Genomic DNA, 18291 nt, shown 5'->3' on the forward strand with positions numbered 1-18291 from the left:
ATTTACAACTTTACGAGTGATACTAAGGTGTTGTCTGAAGGATCTTTGTGTTGCAAAATTCGGAAGCCTTTATCCTCGAATCCCAACTTACAAACTATCTGACACCACTCTTCTATCGACTTAAAGTTTCTAAACTCATTTTGATTAAAATCCCAAGATTCATTTAATCCTAAATTAAATACGGTGTGTACCAAAGAGCAAAAGGTTGCCATTGAAGCTGTTCCTGCATCGTGATCACGCAAAATAAAACGCCCCCCTTTACGCAAAACTCGATGTATCGAACGAATAAAAGGCTCTAAATCTTGAACAGGGCAATGATGCAAACCAATCATACAAGAAACCACATCAATACTAGCATCAGGAACGATATTGGGATCAATAGGTTGATAATCTAGCGGAATGTATTGCCCTAATTTTCGGATTTGCCCACGCTCCAACATAGCCGCAATAGAATAATCAGGCGCATAATCATGCATGATGTAAATATTTCCAGTTACGTTCACCTTTTTTCGCAAATCGGATATGTAACGTGCTGGTGCCCCTATCTCCATATACCCGTCTATCTGTTTCTTTCCTTCCAACAACTCCAAAGTTTGACGAGTCATTTCTTGCTTTTGTTTTTTTAGCGCAGGCAACCCATATCTTAAATCTGCCAAGAAAGGTTTAATGGTTGATAGCTGGCTTTGAACCAACTCATAAATAGCTTGATCAGCTTGTTTTTCTTCACAAGCTTTTACAATAAGATGGTGAAATTTTTCCTCTGGGTACAAATTATACACTACTTGCAAAAATCGAAAAAAAGCATCGCGTTGCTTTACATCAGAAAAGACTTGTTGAAATTCTCCAGCATTAGTCATATTGAGTTGTTTTTTAGGCTGATAATAATGATCCCAAATCACATTTCTAAAACGAAACTCAGGATCCAATTGCGCTTTTAGTTGGAATAATTCTGTTGCTCTAGGATAAGCTTTTAAAAATTGTGCTCTAGTCGCATGAGCTTGATAAGGCAGATAGTATGTTCCTCCTATTTCCAGAACAGCATCTACCAATTCTCTGTTCCAAACGGCAACAGCTTCTTTTGCTGCTGCACTTGTTTCTTGTTTATAATATACGACAAACGCAAATACTTCTTCGCGTGCCCATGCGAGATAAGCCCCTTCGTCAGGGACAGCGTGTCGAATAGAAATATTGATAACATTTACTTTATGACGTAAAAATATTTCATTCATTTTGTCTGAGAATGCATCAAACTTCAAAATAGGCACAAAATATTCTAACAAAACATACGTTTTCCGTTTGCGAGATTTAGGTTCCAATTCTGCTACGTCGTATCCAGCCTCATAATTTCGCCAATGCACACGCTTACCCAAATAAAACAGAGGTTCAATAATGTGTTCTCTTCGCCATTTTCCAAAAGGAGATTCAGAGGTCACCCAGAAAAAATAACGCTCCAAAGGATAAGAAGCTTTCAAGGGCATTAAACGATGCTTTACATTAGGTTTTTCGTCTGTTTTCACCCAAGATACCGCATTAATTTTCTGAATAGAAGGCAAATACAAATCCGCATTATGAAAAACAATTTTGTCATCAAACCGAACATTTTCATCAAAAAATGCCCAGTAATCTTTCCTATTCATTTTTTGGCGAACTCGTTTTACAGGAATATTATCCGTCAATGCCAATTCGACTTGAACCAATATTCCTAATCCTCCATATCCTCCCACTACTCCAAAGAACAGCTCTGTATTTTCTGTTCGACTAGCGTGCTTCAAGCTTCCATCTGCCAAAACTACATCTACAGACAAAACAGACAAAATCACAGCACCCAAGCCCATGTAACGACCGTGAACATTGACACTAACCGAACCACCAACTGTAAAATTGGCATAGGTTTGCATGATCATCACACTCAAATTATGAGGGTCAATATGTGCCTGTATATCGCACCACCTTGCTCCTGCTTGAACCTTAATGCGTTTTTCTTCTTTGGAGAAAGTTACGATTTGATTGAATTGACGCATATCCAAATGCGTACTTTGAGTACTAGTGGTTTGCCCTCCCATACTAAAACGTCCCCCACCAATAGAAATACTGCCTTCTGTTTGTTTAACGATGTCTTGTATTTCTTCAATGCTAGTAGGGCACTTAATTTCCGCCACAATAACAGGGTTCAATTGCGTCACATCATTAACAATACGCTCCTTAGTTTTTAGATGGTAGATTTTTTTGCCATCAGGCACTTGCAAATAGTCGTCTGCACTAGAGGGATTTCCCCCATAATCATTCGCAGCAGCTACTCCTTTTTTAAAACCTAATTGATAAATTAACCATAGTGGTCCTAGAATTGGGATGATTAAAATCAATAAAGCATATCCAGACTTTCCGACATCGTGTAACCGCTTGATCGCAGTAGCCAACAAACTCCAAAACAAAAAGGGATACAAAATCATTGTTGCTGGAGTACCAAAAACATACTCTATTAAATTGTAACACACATAAAATGCTAACCAAATAAAAATTACTGCATGCCAATACGTTATTCGGTTGATACGACCAATATAGGTCAACATCAAATAACTAATGGGAAGTTTTTGTTGAAGCTTTTTAGGTTTCATGCAATATTTTTCTTATTTATTGAAGTAATGCTACGCGCTAGTTTTTAGATTTTTCTCGACTTTCGGGCAAAAGATACACAAAGTAACGTTTTTACAAAAAACTATTTTGTAACAAGTATTAACAATTAATATAAACTATGTTTTATAAAAAACTAAATGATGCTACCGAATTTGTAGCAGGAGATCATACCAAGTTAAAAGAAATTATGCACCCTTTGCATGACAATGTTTCTATAGGATACAGCCTAGCTCATGCACGGGTGGAAGTCGGTCAAGCCTCTCTTCCCCATCAACTCAAAGGCTCTGAAACCTATTATATTTTGGATGGAAAAGGAGAAATGCACATTGACAACAAGAGCTTTGAAGTGAACAAAGATGATGTCTTTTTAGTTCCTCCCAATGCCTCACAGTATATTAAAAACATTGGTCAAAAAGATTTAGTTTTTTTATGCATTGTAGAACCTTATTGGCAAGAGGAAGAAGAGGAGATTTTTTAATTAGAATCGCATTGAAGCTTCTACCCATTCCCTCAATCAACTAGCGACACCAATACTTTTTAGAATTTTTTTGAATTGGTCTTTCATAGAGCACATCTAACGATTCTATAATTAAAATACAGAGCTAATAGAATTATTTTTCATAAAAATGAGTTGTATTATTACATTTAGCAAATACATAACCCTTCAAGCATGGAAATGAAATATTTTTTTTCTGTAATAATACTATTTTGGAGTTGGACGCAGCAAGCGCAAGATAATATTGATTTGAATCTTGAAAGTAGAGATACCGCTTCTCTTAATATCATACGGGTCTACCCTGATGATTTTCCCAAAATTACAGTAATTTTTAATGCGGCAACTCATTCTGGCAATCCTATCTGGAACTTATCTAGGCAACAAGTTCAAATCTTCGAAGGCACAACACCCTGCCCCATTCATTGTTTAAAAAGAATATCTGAAAATGAATCTATAAAAATAGGATTGGTCGTTGATCATTCAGGATCTATGGCAGAAGATTATAATCAGCTTTTTGATAAGAATGGTAAATTTCTAGGTACGTATAGTCGATACGGTCAAATTATTCCTCCCAAAGGTTATATTGCTCCTATTGATAATGCAAAAAAAGCTGTTAAAGGTTTTGTTCAATCTATGGATAACCTCAAAGACTCTATTCAAGTGGTTGGTTTTTCTGAAAAAGTAGACAAAGTACTTGATTTTTCTAGCGACCAAGTTCTTATCAATAAGCAAATTTCGGCCATGAAACCCACCTCATTGACCGCTTTTTATGATGCAGTCAAAGTCTCTTTAGAAAACATAGCCAAAGAATCAGGCATAAAAGTAATCATTGCTTTATCAGATGGAGGAGACAATAGTTCTAGTGCTACCTTAGAAGAAGTCACTCAACTAGCTCAATCCATGGAGGTTCCTATTTATACCGTTGCCTTGGGCAATGCCAACAAGGAAGCTTTATCTCAAATGAGCGAAGCAACAGGAGGTAGTTTTTATTACACCGAGTCCTCCAATGCTTTATCCAATATTTATGATAATATTTCTAAAAAAATACGCTCGATTTATGAGTTAGGTTACGCTTCTGAAAATCTTGCCTCCAACGCTCAAAGAGATTTTCGTTTGACATTTGACATTGACTCCATTTATTTGACCAACAATGACATTTCTTTACAACTCCCCTCAAAAGTTGTCCAACATTTAGAAAAAAAAGAACAAGAAGCTGCCCAACGCTTGTACACCTATGCTGGCATGGGAATCGCTGTTATCTTACTAGCAAGTAGCTTAGTTTTTTTATTCAAAAAACGCCAAACAGAAGATACATCTGATCCACAGCCTTCTCAACTACTCAAAACCTATCCCAATCCCTTTGAACACAGCCTTTATGTCAATTATATCATCAAAGGCAATCAACCTGTTTTACACTTAAGTTCTATAGACGGTGTTCCGATACTAACACGACAACTCAATCCTAGTACATCTGCCATTCAGTTGCATCATCTAAATTTGGAAACTGGTATTTATATTTTAAGCCTAACAACAGATAGAGGAACTTCTAATACCCTAAAAGTTGTACGAAAGTAAGGTATATTTTTTAGGTCTATCTATATTTTCTAAAACAGTCAAGTTCATAAACAACAATCGTAATAGCGTCGGCTATTACGATTGTTTGTATCTTGTGCTCCAGATATTTTTTATCACTTTGAAAAAATCAAATTCGGTTCAGAACCTATTTAAACTCCATCTTCGAGTTATAGATACTTGGTTTCGAAGAACATAAATTGCGAACCTACTCTAATGTTTATCAAATGTTTTTGGAATTCTATTTTCATCCGTTTCTTTATCAAAGACCCAAGATATAATCCACCATCTGTCTTTTTCATAAACTAGTTGAATACTATTAATACCTCTTCTTCTCACAGGTCCATCTTTCATCAAGGTTGTTTCATACGTACTCCAAACTTGTGCAATGTTTCCAAAAACCTTGACCTCTCTATGGACTTCGTACTCAAAAAAATCCGTTTCCATAATCATAGAATCTGTATCTTCATGGAACTCACTTATAGGAATAGTAACCTGTTTATTCTCCGAATTTTTATACGAATAAATAGCTTTGGGATGGTGTAGAGATAAGTCACGTGCCCATTCTCTCTGCTCCCCTTTGAAACCAGAGACAACTTCATAAGAAGCCTGAATTAGTCCTGAAATAGTTGCCACATCATCTTTTAATGGATAAACATTTGTTGTGCGATTGTCCGTTAACATAATCTAATTATTTAAAATGATCTTAAAACACTTGTTATCAAAGCATTTTTTGCTTCTATCCAAGTTTGAATAGGCACAAATTAGATGATCTTACACTGTTCTGCAAAGCTACTATTTAGTTGAACCCTGTATTTATTTACTTTGCCTTATTCTTTATGTTTTTGATTTTCCACAAATGATCTTATTGGATATAACTTCTAAAAAAACATCTACTAAAGCAACAATCCTTCGATTGATTTTTTTAGGCAATCTCGATAACTTTTAGCTACGGATATTTTATCATTATTAATATAAATGTGATTATCTTCAAGTGCGTCAATTGCCATTAGGTTAACAATATAGGAATTATGTATTCTCATAAAATGCGGCGGCAAGACTTCTATCAAATCTTTCAAAGCCTTGTAGTAAATATACCGCTTGCCCAATTGCATATAAATTTCGACATAATTCCCCAGACCTTTGATATACGTAATTTCGTCTAAATTGATTTTTATGTATTTTTTATTCGACTTGATAAATGTAAAATGATGTTGAGAGCTGTTTGTATCCATACCTCCTAAATATTAGTAATTGTGCTCAATCAAGGATTGCTTTAAGATAAACCCCTTCTCTGCTTTGATATGCCAAGGTGTTCCAATACAAGAGCCAATGTCACTATTTCCAGTACAAGTTCCTGGAGGGCGACATTGTGTATCTAAAATGCGCATTTCTTTGTACACCATACCAATCCCTTTGGCATAAACTTCGGTCGAAAATCGACGTTCGATGTTATTCGTTTTGTCTACTTGAACAATTTTGGCAACATCTGGGTAAATTGTATTGGACAAGGTATCTACAAAGCTATCACCAATATCTTCGCATACAAAGTCATCCCAATCTTTAAACATATCAATAGAACCTCCCCGAATAGGCACCAAAGTATCTCTTCGAATGTATACAATCCCATCCCAACGACGATCTTGCTGCATTGGAGCCACCATCTTTATCATCCGCTGATTGTCTTCTACCCGTTGTACTTGGTCACCCTCTATCTTTTCTGTCCAAATGTTATACAAGACCCAAGCATCATTACTTGTTTTTCTAAAATAACGTTTAACCACAAAAGCAGGGTCACCTTCTCCGTCTACCGTTTCTGTTTCTGTAACTTCTTTTATTTGATAAGTAGTCGTTTGAACTGTACAATTATATTCGTCGTATACAATAGAATCTATCTGATAAGTTTTGTATTTCCCTACTTCTATAGGATAATATTCAAAATCTATTGGTGCCAAGGTCTCGACAATGCGTTCACAAGCAAAAAATAAGATAGATAATAAGAGAAAGAAAGTAATCTTATAATTTAAAAAATTAGACTGTTGCATTTTAAATCAATTGAGTTCATTTAATAGGAACAAATATACCGTTTATTACTAATAATTTAGCTTAAGTAAGTGACAGAAAAAAAGACAAGAAAAATTGATATTTTAACGCAACATCTTTTCCAAACCATTACTGCTGTCCTTGGTATAAATTTATAGTACGTTAAGAAATGCTCCAAGAAGCCTTCTTCTCTAAAATTAACGAAACTAAAGCAATAAATAGAGGTCAAATAGTGAAAAAATGCTCTTTTCTTTACAAAAAAATGTTTAGAGTACTTTTCTTAGACCTTAATTGGCTAAATTATAATCAATTGAAGCTGTTTGAGGCATTTGATAATTTTCTTTTTAGAAAATAGGCTATTGATACCAGAAAAAAGCGTATTTTTGTGCGAATTTAAGACCGTAATTGCATCACATTATTCATTTTACAATATTTTTAGTGCATAGCGATAATAAATCGTCAAGCATTCAAAGCAATTCTCGCACACTTAAAATCACATACTTTAATACTTTTCTATCCATTGATTTGACTAGCAAAGTATCCAAAAAAACTTTATTACTACACTTAATACATAGAAGATTGGCTTTAATAAAATCAATATCGGGAACTAGAGGTACTATTGGTGGAAACACTGGAGAGAATCTAACAGCACAAGACATTGTAGAAAGTACAGCAGCCTACGCACAATGGGTTTTAACAACAACTCAAAATCCATTGGTCATTGTTGGTCGAGATGCACGAATTTCAGGAGATATTGTTAACCAACTAGTTTGCGGCACCTTGCGCATGATGGGTATCAATGTAATGGATATCGGTCTGTCTACTACTCCTACTGTCGAAATTGCCGTTTCTCTTGAGGGAGCTGGAGGAGGAATTATTATTACAGCTAGCCATAATCCAAAACAATGGAATGCTTTAAAATTTTTGAATAGTTCTGGAGAGTTTATCTCTGCCAACGATGGGCAAGATATTTTGGATTTAATTAGCTCTGGCAAGGTCGAATATGCCTCTATTGATGCTTTAGGACGTTACGAAAAAGCAGTTGGCTATATTCAAAAGCACATTGATATTATTTTTGATTTAGACCTTGTACGACGAGAACAAGTAGTTGAAAAACAATACAAAGTAGTTGTAGATTGTATTAATTCTACAGGTATTTTGTCTGTTGTTCCTCTCTTGGAACAAATGGGATGTGAAGTAATTGCAATTAATGATGAAATGCACGGACGTTTTGCTCACAACCCAGAACCTTTGCCCTCTAATTTGGTGGCTTTGGCTAGAGAAGTCGTTTTTCATAAAGCTGATTTAGGAATTGCTGTTGATCCTGATGTAGATCGCTTGGCCTTTGTTACCGAAACAGGAGAAATGTTTGGGGAAGAATATACTTTGGTGGCTGTTGCAGACTATGTTCTACAGCACCAAAAAGGAAATACCGTTTCCAATTTATCGTCGACACAAGCCTTGAATGAAATTACTAAAAAACACGGTGGCACTTACACAGCTTCTGCGGTAGGAGAAGTCAACGTTGTCACAACTATGAAAGAAACCAATGCTATTATTGGTGGCGAAGGCAATGGTGGTATTATTTACCCAGAATTGCACTATGGTAGAGATGCTTTGGTAGGAGTTGCTCTATTCCTATCCTTCATGGCTGAAACTGGCAAATCTGTATCACAATTGAGAAGTAGATACCCTTTTTATACCATTATTAAAGATAAAATACAACTTACTCCAGAAATTAATATCATAGAGTTGTTGGACAAACTCCAAGAAAAGTACCACCAATATCCACAAAACACCGTAGACGGACTTAAAATTTACCTAAACGAAAATTGGGTGCATTTGCGTCGTTCAAATACAGAACCCATCATCCGTATTTACACAGAAAGTCAATCGGTTACTACAGCAGAAACGCTAGCTAACAAAATCAAAATGGATATGAGTGCTATTCTAAAAGGAGATATTTAGAAGACCTTTGTTACTTATTTTTTACAAAAAAGTATCATTAGAAATGTTCAAAAGGCATTGATTTAGCTTCTTATTTTAAGCATAGGAATAGCTTCTTTACAGTATAATTAGCAAATATAATTTTACCAAAAGACTTTTTACATTATAACTATTTAGTTTTATTGGACACTAAATGTATATAGATGTCCTTCATAATTATCATATTATGCGTATCTATTTAGACAATGCCGCTACCACACCTTTGTGTGATGCCGTGTTAGAAGCAATGCTTCCTTATCTCAAAAATAATTATGGCAACCCCTCCTCTACCCATCAAGAAGGGCGAACGGCTCGTGCAGGTGTAGAACGTGCTCGAAAAATTGTAGCCCAAGCTATAAAAGCATCTACCTCTGAAATTTTCTTTACTTCTGGAGGTACAGAAGCTAATAATACGGCTATCAAATGTGCTGTTCGTGATTTGGGTGTTCAGCGTATTATTTCTAGCCCAATCGAGCATTCTTGTGTTTTCAACACCGTGAATCGTATGCGGGAAGAAGATATTGAGATTGAGTTGGTACAACTAGATAAAACAGGTCGAGCCAATTTGGATCATTTAGAGACCTTGCTAAAAGATCGCTCTAAAAAAACCTTAGTTTCGTTGATGCACGCCAATAATGAAATTGGAACTCTTAATCCAATTGACAAAATCGGGGAGCTTTGCCAACAGTACGACGCTTATTTTCATACCGATACCGTTCAATCTATTGGACATATTTCGATTGATGTTTCCCAACTTAATGTTAGCTTTCTTTCGGGATCTGGTCACAAATTACATGGTCCTAAGGGCGTTGGCTTTTTGTATGTTAATAAAGCAAATGTTATTGATGCTTATATCGATGGTGGAGGACAAGAACGAAAAGTGCGTTCAGGAACAGAAAATGTGGCTAGCATTATTGGATTAGGAAAAGCCTTAGAACAAGCTATTGAACATTTGGAAGAAAGAAGGGTTGAGATTGAAGCCGTTCGAGATTACTTTATTCAAGAACTAAAGGCTAATTTTCCCGATGTTATTATCAATGGCGATTATGCTGGTCAATACTTATTTACGGTGCTAAATGTTTCTTTTAAAACGGGCACTCCAGTAAATATGCTATTGTTCAAATTAGACCTAAAAGGAATTAGTGCTTCTGGCGGTTCTGCTTGCAATTCTGGTGCTGTCAAGGAATCAAGAGTGTTAGCAACATTAGGCGTCCCTGATGGTTATCATTCGGTTCGTTTTTCTTTCTCTCACTTAAATACAAAAGAAGAAGTTGATTACACCATCGCTCAACTGAAAGAAATTGTGTAATTAAAAGCGATAGACACATTTAAACAAAAAATGCTAAAGACTTGTTCCTAAATTTCGTAATTTGGAAGCAAGTCTTTTTTTTATTCTAGTCACAAAACATCCATCTATGAAACTACTAACCAACTTTTCTTTAGTTTTAATTTCTCTATTGTTAGTTGCTTGTGGCGGAAATTCTACCGAAACGAATTCCTCTACCAATAGTATAGATAGCACAACAACAATGCAAGTAGATAGTTCTGCAAGTTTAAAAGCTGTTAGCAATAATAATGTTCCTCCAGAAAACATTACAGGAACCTATATCTTTGGCGACCAAGAAAGTGCCGAAGGTGGTGGTTATCTAGTAATTGAAGAGCAGGACAATGATTCTCTAAAATTTGAATTAGATATCAATATTGGTGCGCCTAATTACAATTCAGGTACTGCAACGGGAATTTTAAAGTTAGAAAACAATACAGCCGTATTTAAGACCAGCGAATACTCAGAAAAAGATCCTTGTGCCATTACATTTACGTTTAATAATGATCACACAATTGAGTTAAAACAAGAAAAAGGTAGTCCGTTCTCTTGTGGTTTTGGCAATCGTGTATTTGCCAATGGATTGTATGTAAAACAAAAAGAGGAGGCTATTTTCAAATATAAAGGTGGTCTTGAATAGAACGACAGCAGTATGATTTCACAGTAACCGCGTAATCGCAGCACAACGAACTATTTATTGCTATCTCTACCTCTAAAAGGGCAAAAACTAGCCTTTTATGAAAACTTATTGCTGTTTTAGATTGTTATAAGAATGCATATGAGTCCAATAAATAATAAACCTTGTCGTTTATTATCAGATTTGATCAGAACATTATATTCTGGTGATCTTAACTAAAAACATTCTTCAATTTAAAACACAAAAACAATGAAATTTATAGGAAAAGTAATTAGTTCAGTCGTATTAGTCGCTGTTGTAGAAATGGTTAGAAAATACATCAAAAATTCATAAAATGTTACCCACATTTGATTTTTAAATCACTATTCAAGGATGAATAGTGATTTTTTTTTATAGATAAGCGTTCATTGCAACCAAACATTCCTCGCATTTGACCAAATACTCAACCAATCTTTACGGCACACAATCTAGCACCATTCTTGTACTCTTGATATACATCAGTTATTTGAGTATAAAATAATGCCTACTTTTTTGTCGTTAATACACAAGGTTTATTCGCTAACAAACACTGTTTTTATAGTGCCCATATCATTGGATAGTTTATTTTGTAGTACAGTTATAGGCAATTTGCGTATTTTTTTGTAAAATTGTATACTTTAACTTAGAAAGACCTGTGTCTGTATGCTAGACATTGTTTTTTGTTTCTTTTAAATCAATGGTTCGCTAAAAATTGTATTAATTTACTTTTTTATAATAATGTTGATTAACACCCTTCCATCGTGAGCTTGCTCCCCTAAGATCGGTGTTTTTTGTGCCACTTGCACAAGCCTGCTCAACTGTTGTTTAGTCAACTACGTTGTTACCACATCGTTTCAACGATCACGAAGGAGCAGTGTGACTAACTATTGAACAAAATAGTGAACTACTAATTTTATTGTAAATCGTCTATATATTTTACTACTTATAAATGGTCTAATTTTTCCTATAAGTATTGAATTTATAAACGGTTATTATTATTATTCATTACTTCTAAAGAATCATATCAGTTTGATTATCAAAAGAGTACTATTAACTACTTAATTCCTTAAATAATTAATAGTCCAACTGATGCAAAGATGATTTTTTAGTTTTTTGTAAAAAACTAAAAAATCCACGAAGTACTAATTATTATTAATATAATTTGTTATTTTTTCAAAAAATCTATCAATTGTAACAGATTATAAATAAAAAACCAACAAACTATGAAGAAGCCTAGCCTATTAGTAGTGCTTTTCTTGGTATTTGCAGTTAGTGTATATGCACAAACACCATTGGACAAAGGAAATACAGCCTATGGTGCTCGAAACTTTAGTGAGGCAACCTTGCATTACAGTCGTGCTGTAATGGATAATCCAGGCAATACAGACTTGCAAATGAAATTAGCAAACTGTTACCGTTTCTTGAATAAAATGAACGAAGCGGAGCAAAGATACAAGCTAGTCTGCCAGAATCCCAATACTGCTCCTATTAACTATTACCATTATGGAACAGTTTTGCAAGCGAACAAAAAGTATGATGAAGCAATTCTTGCTTTTGGAAAATATGCCAAAGAGAATAAGGCTCGTGCAGAAAAAGCACAAGCAGCTTGTGTTTTTGCAAAAAAACAAAAAACGCTTTCATCTGCGTTTCTCGTAAAGAAGGAAAAAGGAGTTAGCCATGTTTCCTATGACGACTATGCTCCATTTTTACACAAAGGTAAATTGTACTTTACTTCTGCTAGAAAAATCAAAATCAATAGTGGTACTTCTTCTAGCACGGATAGCTATTTATATGAAGCAACAAGAAGTGTAGGAGGACAATTATCTGGATTAAAAATTGTAAAAAATCCTATTGAAATTGCACCTCAGAACAATATTGCTCCTTTGGCTGTCAATGCCACAGAGACAATGGCTGTAACGTCTTATAGTCAATTTGCTAATGGCGTACGTCACTTATACGAATCTGCATTTATCAATGTTGGAATGGAGCTTTCGCTGCCTGCCGATGGTATGAAAAGCCTTACTTATATTCCTATGGGCAAGCCGTTTCCTCATGTTGGAGAAGAGCACGCTGCTTCTTTCCCTCATATTACCAATAATGGTAGAACGATTTATTTTGCAGCCTACAATTTGCCTGGCGGATATGGAGGTTTTGACATTTGGGTCATTCATCAACAAGGTTCGGGGTGGACTCAACCTCAAAACTTAGGACCTAATGTAAACTCTGCTGGAGATGAAGTGAGTCCTAGCATTAGTGCCGATGGTTATCTATTTTTCTCCTCAGATTACCACAAAGGTTTTGGAGGATTTGACGTATTTCGTGCAAAAAAAGAAGTTGGTGTTTGGAAAAACGTCCGCAACTTAGGCAATCAAGTTAATTCTTCACATGATGATATGTACTTTGTCTACGATGCAGCTACTCGAACAGGCTATTTTGCTTCTAACAGAGATGGTTATTATGATATTTATAATGGCTTGATGAATGCTAGCCAGGACTTGATGCCACTCATCAATGAGAAAGAAAAAGCTATTCCTGTTAAAGATCCTGTTGTAGCGAATAACAACAATACCAATCAACCGAACAACAATAATAATACGAATACAAATGGTAATATAGGAGGAACTAAAGTACCGAATAACTCTACTGTTTCAGGCACTTCTGGTACAATTACCAAAACTCCTACAGGAGGCTACAAACCTACTTCTGGTAAAACAGACCCACCTATTGATGGGTATAATAAAGGAACAACCAATACAAATACAGTTCCACCAACTACTGTAGTGACCACGCCTACTGTTGGTAATAAACCAACTGTTAGCCCAACAGGAAATGGCAATACGATACCTTGTAGTATGAATTTTTATATTGGAGCTGTTATTGATAAAGAGACCAAACGTCCGATCAAGGACGCAACAGTTTATATTAAAAACCTTCGTACGGGAGAAGAAAATAAGATCAAAGACCCAACCAATCATTATGGTGAATATTCGGTTATTTTAGATCCATTACACGACTATACTATCGCAATTTCTAAGGCAGGTTTCAAAAATCTTGTTTTTGATGTCAATACAGGCAATGGTGGCAAAAAGACATTGTTAGGAACTCGTGCTATGATGGCATCTCCAATGTTAGATAGAGACAAATACGGTAATGTAATTGATGCTGAAGCACCTCTAACTAACGTGGGGCGTCCAACAGACGAAGAACTAATCAATCCAATTAGATCAACAGGGAAAACATTCTCTTATGAATCGAATGGTGCTCCTATGCCTAGTAAGGGATATTTAATTCAAGCTTTGGTTGCAACAGATTTAACAGCTGAAGAACGTTTGGAATTAGAGCAATATGGAAACATTATCACAGAACCAAGAGGGAATAAAAAAGCCTTTAGAGTTGGTATATTTGCCGATGAAGCGCATTTAAACAAATCTTTGGCTGAAATTCGCAAGACGTATAGAGATGCCTTTAAAGTACCTGTTGAGTTAGACAACAACCACTTGGGCGGGCGCATTGCTTTGAGCTCTCAAGTTATTTATCCTTTACCAGAACGCAAGCCATTACCTGTTTTGGATGATGTTCCTGTTAATAATAATTTTGAAGAGCGTACCCCTACTGTTGTAGAACAACCTACTATACGAGAAAAAGAATTGGACACATGGACCAATGACAAATTACCAGAAGGCGTTACGGCTAGAGGCGTGTCCTTGCCTGCAGAACCAACTGTTGCCTTTAAGGTTCAGTTAGGAGCGTTCAAAGATGCTTCTGATATTTCTTTTAGCAATGTTAGTCACCTCGGATTGATTGAAAAACAAAAAAGATCAAATGGCTTGACTTATGTTTATATTGCTAGTTTCAAAACATTGGATGAAGCACGCGTTGCTCGTTCAAAAGCAAAAGAAAAAGGAGTCGAATCACCGTTTATTGTTGCGTTCAAAAATGGTGTTCGTGTTAATATCAGCGATGTAGTGAACAACTAATCATTGTCTTCTTACTTTGCAGAAAGCGTTCTGATTTTGTAATAATCAGAACGCTTTTTTAGTTAGTTTTTTAGCTAGCTATCATACTTATTATTTTATAATAATAAGCAAAAATTTTACCCCAGCACCATAAAGATATCAAAGTCTAATCGTATCTTAGAGAGATCATACACCAAACATCAAGCACTTTTATATAATAATATGCATCGCACTAGGCGAAATAGAAATCTACGAATTTTAGTTATCCTACTTATTGGTATTAGTCTATCTATTGCAAATTTTCACTATATTAATGTTACCAAACTAACTAGTAATCAGCAATTAGTTGAACAAGCTGTTCAAGAAACAAAAACAAAAATCAATAAAGAACTCCAAAAAGTTAGTTTAGCTATTACCTCTTTACAGTTGCTATTTGAAACCGCAGATAGTGTTACTCGTCCTGTTTTTGATGCCTTCACACTTCCATTTCTAAAAAATTTGCCTGGCATCAAAGCACTAGAATGGGCGCCTCGAATCCTTGATGCTGATAGAGAACAATACAACCAAAAATTGAAAAATGAAGGTTTTGAGGAACACGATATTTTGGCAGCAAATTTTGAAAAAAAATCATTGGATGTTAGTCCCCAAAAAGCCTTTTATTATCCCGTACAATATATTGCGCCCAAAACGTTGAATAAATTGGTCATTGGTTATGATTTGAGTTCAGATCCCAAACGATATGCTATTATCAAAAACAGCCTTGAATCAAATGCTATTTCTGTCTCCCCTCCGTTGCAATTGGTGCAAAACAAAGCGAATACCTACTCCTTTCTTGTAGCAAAATCTGTGACAACCCCTCAAAATATCCAAGGTATCTTGTTAGGTGTTTACTATATGGAAGATTTCATTCACACAATTTTGAAATCTGAATTGCAAGTATTAGATATTTCCATTTACGATAGTTTATGGAATATAACCCCTATGTTTAATAACAGTCATACTAAATTAAACACGGATACTCCTTATGATAGTCTCGATGTAACCTTATGTGGCCGAGTTTGGAAACTGTATTGCAATCCTAATATAGCAATGACAAGATACCCTCATTTACCCATCTCATATGCTTGTTTATTTTTAGGCTTTCTGATTACTTTCTTACTAATTGTAATGGTTTATATGAATGCTAACGGAGAACTTCATTTAGCAAAAAAGGTGGCTAGCAGAACGTACAAATTGAATGAAGCCAATAAGGAACAAGCTGTTTTGCTCAAGGAAATTCATCATCGAGTAAAAAACAACTTGCAAGTAATTACCAGCTTGCTCAGTTTGCAATCTAGTAATATTGACAATCCCAAAATAAAAGAGATTTTTAGCGTTAGTCAATATCGAATCAATACGATGGCTATTTTACATGAGGAGTTGTATCAATCTGAAAATTTGTCCACCATCAGCTATGGAGAATATCTTCAAAAATTGGTTGATTACTTAATTCAATCCATTCTAGGCTCTAATCACCAATTAGAAGTTTCTATTGATGTTCCTCAAACCTTGAAATTAAATATTGATACGGCTATTCCCTTGGGCTTATTAATTAATGAAATTATTACCAATGCCCTCAAATATGGCTTGAACCAACACCAAAAAGGAACTGTATATATATCAATTATTCCTCAAAAATATCCTACCTTTAAATTGTTAATTGGAGACAATGGAAAAGGCTTCTCAGACGAGATCAACTATAAGACAACTAAATCACTTGGATTGAAGTTAATTCGTCAATTGGTTCGCCAACTGAGTGGCACGATTGAAAAATCTGATGCAGGTTCTGGCACCCACTATATTATCTTATTTAAAGAAATAATATAACTTATTCCCCTAACTAGGCAACAACAATCTAAAAAGCTTACTGATAATCATAATCACACACCGAAGTTACAAAATATCGTTGATTTAGTTCAAACTCCCATACAAGTTAGTAACAAGTACGACTTAGGCTATGTGCACAACAACAATTGAGTTAAATAATAAGCTGCTTTAGCCGAGTTCTAAATGATTCGATTTTTGTCAACTTCACAATACAGCATTTAATTTCATGGCAAAAAAGACAAAAAAAACGTCTCGCACAACTACTACTACCCAAAATACTTCTAACAATACACCTCATAAAAGTTCTTGGCAAAGGAAAATTACTGCCTTTTTTACGGCTATTTTTGGAGCAGGTGTGCTTACTTTTTTTACTCCCCTATTTGGTGTTATTGACAATGCTACAGGAGGTTTTCTAACTCAGATGTGGGGTACAGTTGCCACTATTGAAGAAGACGTTACTAGAAATCTAGAAGATAACAAGGTCACCAACAACGACATCCCTCTCCCTAATCAACAAGAGACAGAACTAGATGAAACTGTAGGCTTGCCCGCATTTCAAAATAATGATAAAATGGTCATCAAACACCAAGCGTACACCTTGCGTTATAATGAAAAGCATGAACAAGCGGAATGGGTAGCTTATACTCTTTTAGACAAACACTTAAAAGGCAAACATGGGCGAAATGATCACTTTAGATCGGATCCTGATGTTCCCACTCAAACAGCCAAACCAACGGATTATACGCGCTCTGGTTACGACAGAGGGCATTTGGCACCTGCTGCTGATTTTAAATATTCTGCCAACGCAGTTGATGAGTCTTTTTATATGAGTAATATGAGTCCCCAAGCTCCTTCATTTAATAGAGGTATGTGGAAAGGGCTTGAAAATAAGGTTAGAGAATGGGCAAGCCAAAAGAAAAAATTGTATGTCGTTTCGGGACCTATTCTAAAAAAACATCTCCGAAAAATTGGAAAAGATAATCGTATCAGTATTCCCAAACAATTTTACAAAATTGTAGTTGACCTAAATCCTAAACATCCACATGCCATCGCATTTTTGATGCCCAATAAGCTCTGCAAAGGTTTTTATGAGGACTATATGGTCTCTATTGACGATATTGAAGCGTTGACTCAAATTGATTTTTTTCCTAAACTTCCTGATGATTTAGAAACGTATTTAGAAAAAAGTAGAACTTCTGATCGATGGTTCGATGAGGGTCCTGAAGCTATACCTGCCCCTGATGAATAACATCAATTGCAAGCAACGAACTATTAAAAGATCAAACAATAACAATAAAAACTCTTTCAGAGCAAGATTCTGAAAGAGTTTCTTTATGTATATTTATACGGAATTGAATATCCGTATTAGTATGTTCTATACCAAATATTACAACTTGAACCATTCATTGAAATCGTTCCTTGGAAATACTTTATATTGTTAGTTTCTGAAAATGTTCCTGTCAAAGAAATACCTTGTTGACTAAATGAAATAGAGCCATTGGTTGCAATTGCAATATCCTCAATTTTATACGTTTGGTCTAAAACAAAATCTGTATAAACAATATCCACATAGTTATTTCCTGCATTGGCTGGGTCTGTATCTTGTACTATATCAAAATACAAAACATCATAAAGAAAGCTTCCTGGGTCATTCAAACAAGTCATACTATTGATTTGAGTACTATCTAAATCATATGCACCAACATACGCTAATGTACCAACAGTACCACCTCCACCAGTGCCTCCACCTGTGCCGCCA

At 35.3% G+C, this 18291-nt stretch carries 13 protein-coding genes; 8 read left to right on the forward strand and 5 right to left on the reverse strand.

Going from position 1 to position 18291, the window contains the following annotated elements; translation table 11 throughout:
- Nucleotides 1–2: 2 nt before the first annotated feature.
- Nucleotides 3–2615, reverse strand: coding sequence for an FAD-binding protein (locus CG11_RS20510; protein WP_052598726.1), 2613 nt, complete (start codon nucleotides 2613–2615; stop codon nucleotides 3–5).
- Nucleotides 2616–2752: 137 nt separating this feature from the next.
- On the opposite strand from CG11_RS20510, the gene CG11_RS20515 reads away from it, so the two are divergent.
- Complete coding sequence (locus CG11_RS20515; RefSeq protein WP_052598727.1) at nucleotides 2753–3112, forward strand: cupin domain-containing protein; 360 nt, start codon at nucleotides 2753–2755, stop codon at nucleotides 3110–3112.
- 198 nt (nucleotides 3113–3310) lie between these two features.
- Nucleotides 3311–4705: a VWA domain-containing protein gene (locus CG11_RS20520; protein ID WP_197043896.1), complete on the forward strand. Its 1395-nt coding sequence runs from the start codon at nucleotides 3311–3313 to the stop codon at nucleotides 4703–4705.
- Between the two features lie 210 nt (nucleotides 4706–4915).
- On the opposite strand, the gene CG11_RS20525 is transcribed toward CG11_RS20520, so the two are convergent.
- The 3 genes from CG11_RS20525 to CG11_RS20535 all read right to left on the reverse strand — a co-directional run bounded on the left by CG11_RS20525 (nucleotide 4916) and on the right by CG11_RS20535 (nucleotide 6747).
- On the reverse strand, nucleotides 4916–5386 hold the full coding sequence (locus CG11_RS20525) for a hypothetical protein (protein ID WP_052598729.1): 471 nt from the start codon (nucleotides 5384–5386) through the stop codon (nucleotides 4916–4918).
- Nucleotides 5387–5598: 212 nt separating this feature from the next.
- Nucleotides 5599–5937 (reverse strand): LytTR family DNA-binding domain-containing protein, encoded by a 339-nt coding sequence (locus CG11_RS20530; protein WP_052598730.1) that lies wholly within the window; start codon nucleotides 5935–5937, stop codon nucleotides 5599–5601.
- A 12-nt stretch (nucleotides 5938–5949) separates the two neighbouring features.
- Entirely contained in the window at nucleotides 5950–6747 is a 798-nt protein-coding gene (locus tag CG11_RS20535; protein WP_052598731.1) for a hypothetical protein, read from the reverse strand.
- Nucleotides 6748–7324: 577 nt separating this feature from the next.
- On the opposite strand from CG11_RS20535, the gene glmM reads away from it, so the two are divergent.
- The 6 genes from glmM (at nucleotide 7325) to CG11_RS20570 (ending at nucleotide 17781) form a co-directional block, all read left to right on the forward strand.
- Nucleotides 7325–8713, forward strand: coding sequence for a phosphoglucosamine mutase (gene glmM / locus CG11_RS20545; RefSeq protein WP_052598733.1), 1389 nt, complete (start codon nucleotides 7325–7327; stop codon nucleotides 8711–8713).
- 205 nt (nucleotides 8714–8918) lie between these two features.
- Nucleotides 8919–10040, forward strand: a complete 1122-nt coding sequence (locus CG11_RS20550) for a cysteine desulfurase family protein (protein ID WP_231512822.1) — start codon at nucleotides 8919–8921, stop codon at nucleotides 10038–10040.
- Between the two features lie 106 nt (nucleotides 10041–10146).
- Nucleotides 10147–10695, forward strand: coding sequence for a hypothetical protein (locus tag CG11_RS20555; protein WP_052598734.1), 549 nt, complete (start codon nucleotides 10147–10149; stop codon nucleotides 10693–10695).
- Between the two features lie 1238 nt (nucleotides 10696–11933).
- Complete coding sequence (locus tag CG11_RS20560; protein WP_052598735.1) at nucleotides 11934–14687, forward strand: SPOR domain-containing protein; 2754 nt, start codon at nucleotides 11934–11936, stop codon at nucleotides 14685–14687.
- A 201-nt stretch (nucleotides 14688–14888) separates the two neighbouring features.
- Nucleotides 14889–16532, forward strand: a complete 1644-nt coding sequence (locus tag CG11_RS20565; RefSeq protein WP_052598736.1) for a CHASE domain-containing protein — start codon at nucleotides 14889–14891, stop codon at nucleotides 16530–16532.
- A gap of 226 nt (nucleotides 16533–16758) precedes the next feature.
- Nucleotides 16759–17781, forward strand: coding sequence for a DNA/RNA non-specific endonuclease (locus CG11_RS20570; protein WP_052598737.1), 1023 nt, complete (start codon nucleotides 16759–16761; stop codon nucleotides 17779–17781).
- Nucleotides 17782–17897: 116 nt separating this feature from the next.
- Here the strand turns inward: CG11_RS20570 and CG11_RS30405 are convergent.
- Nucleotides 17898–18291, reverse strand: a 394-nt coding sequence (locus CG11_RS30405; RefSeq protein ID WP_197043897.1) for a hypothetical protein, incomplete at its 5' end; no start/stop codon positions are given.

It is taken from the genome of Aureispira sp. CCB-QB1, assembly GCF_000724545.1.
Taxonomy (GTDB): domain Bacteria; phylum Bacteroidota; class Bacteroidia; order Chitinophagales; family Saprospiraceae; genus Aureispira.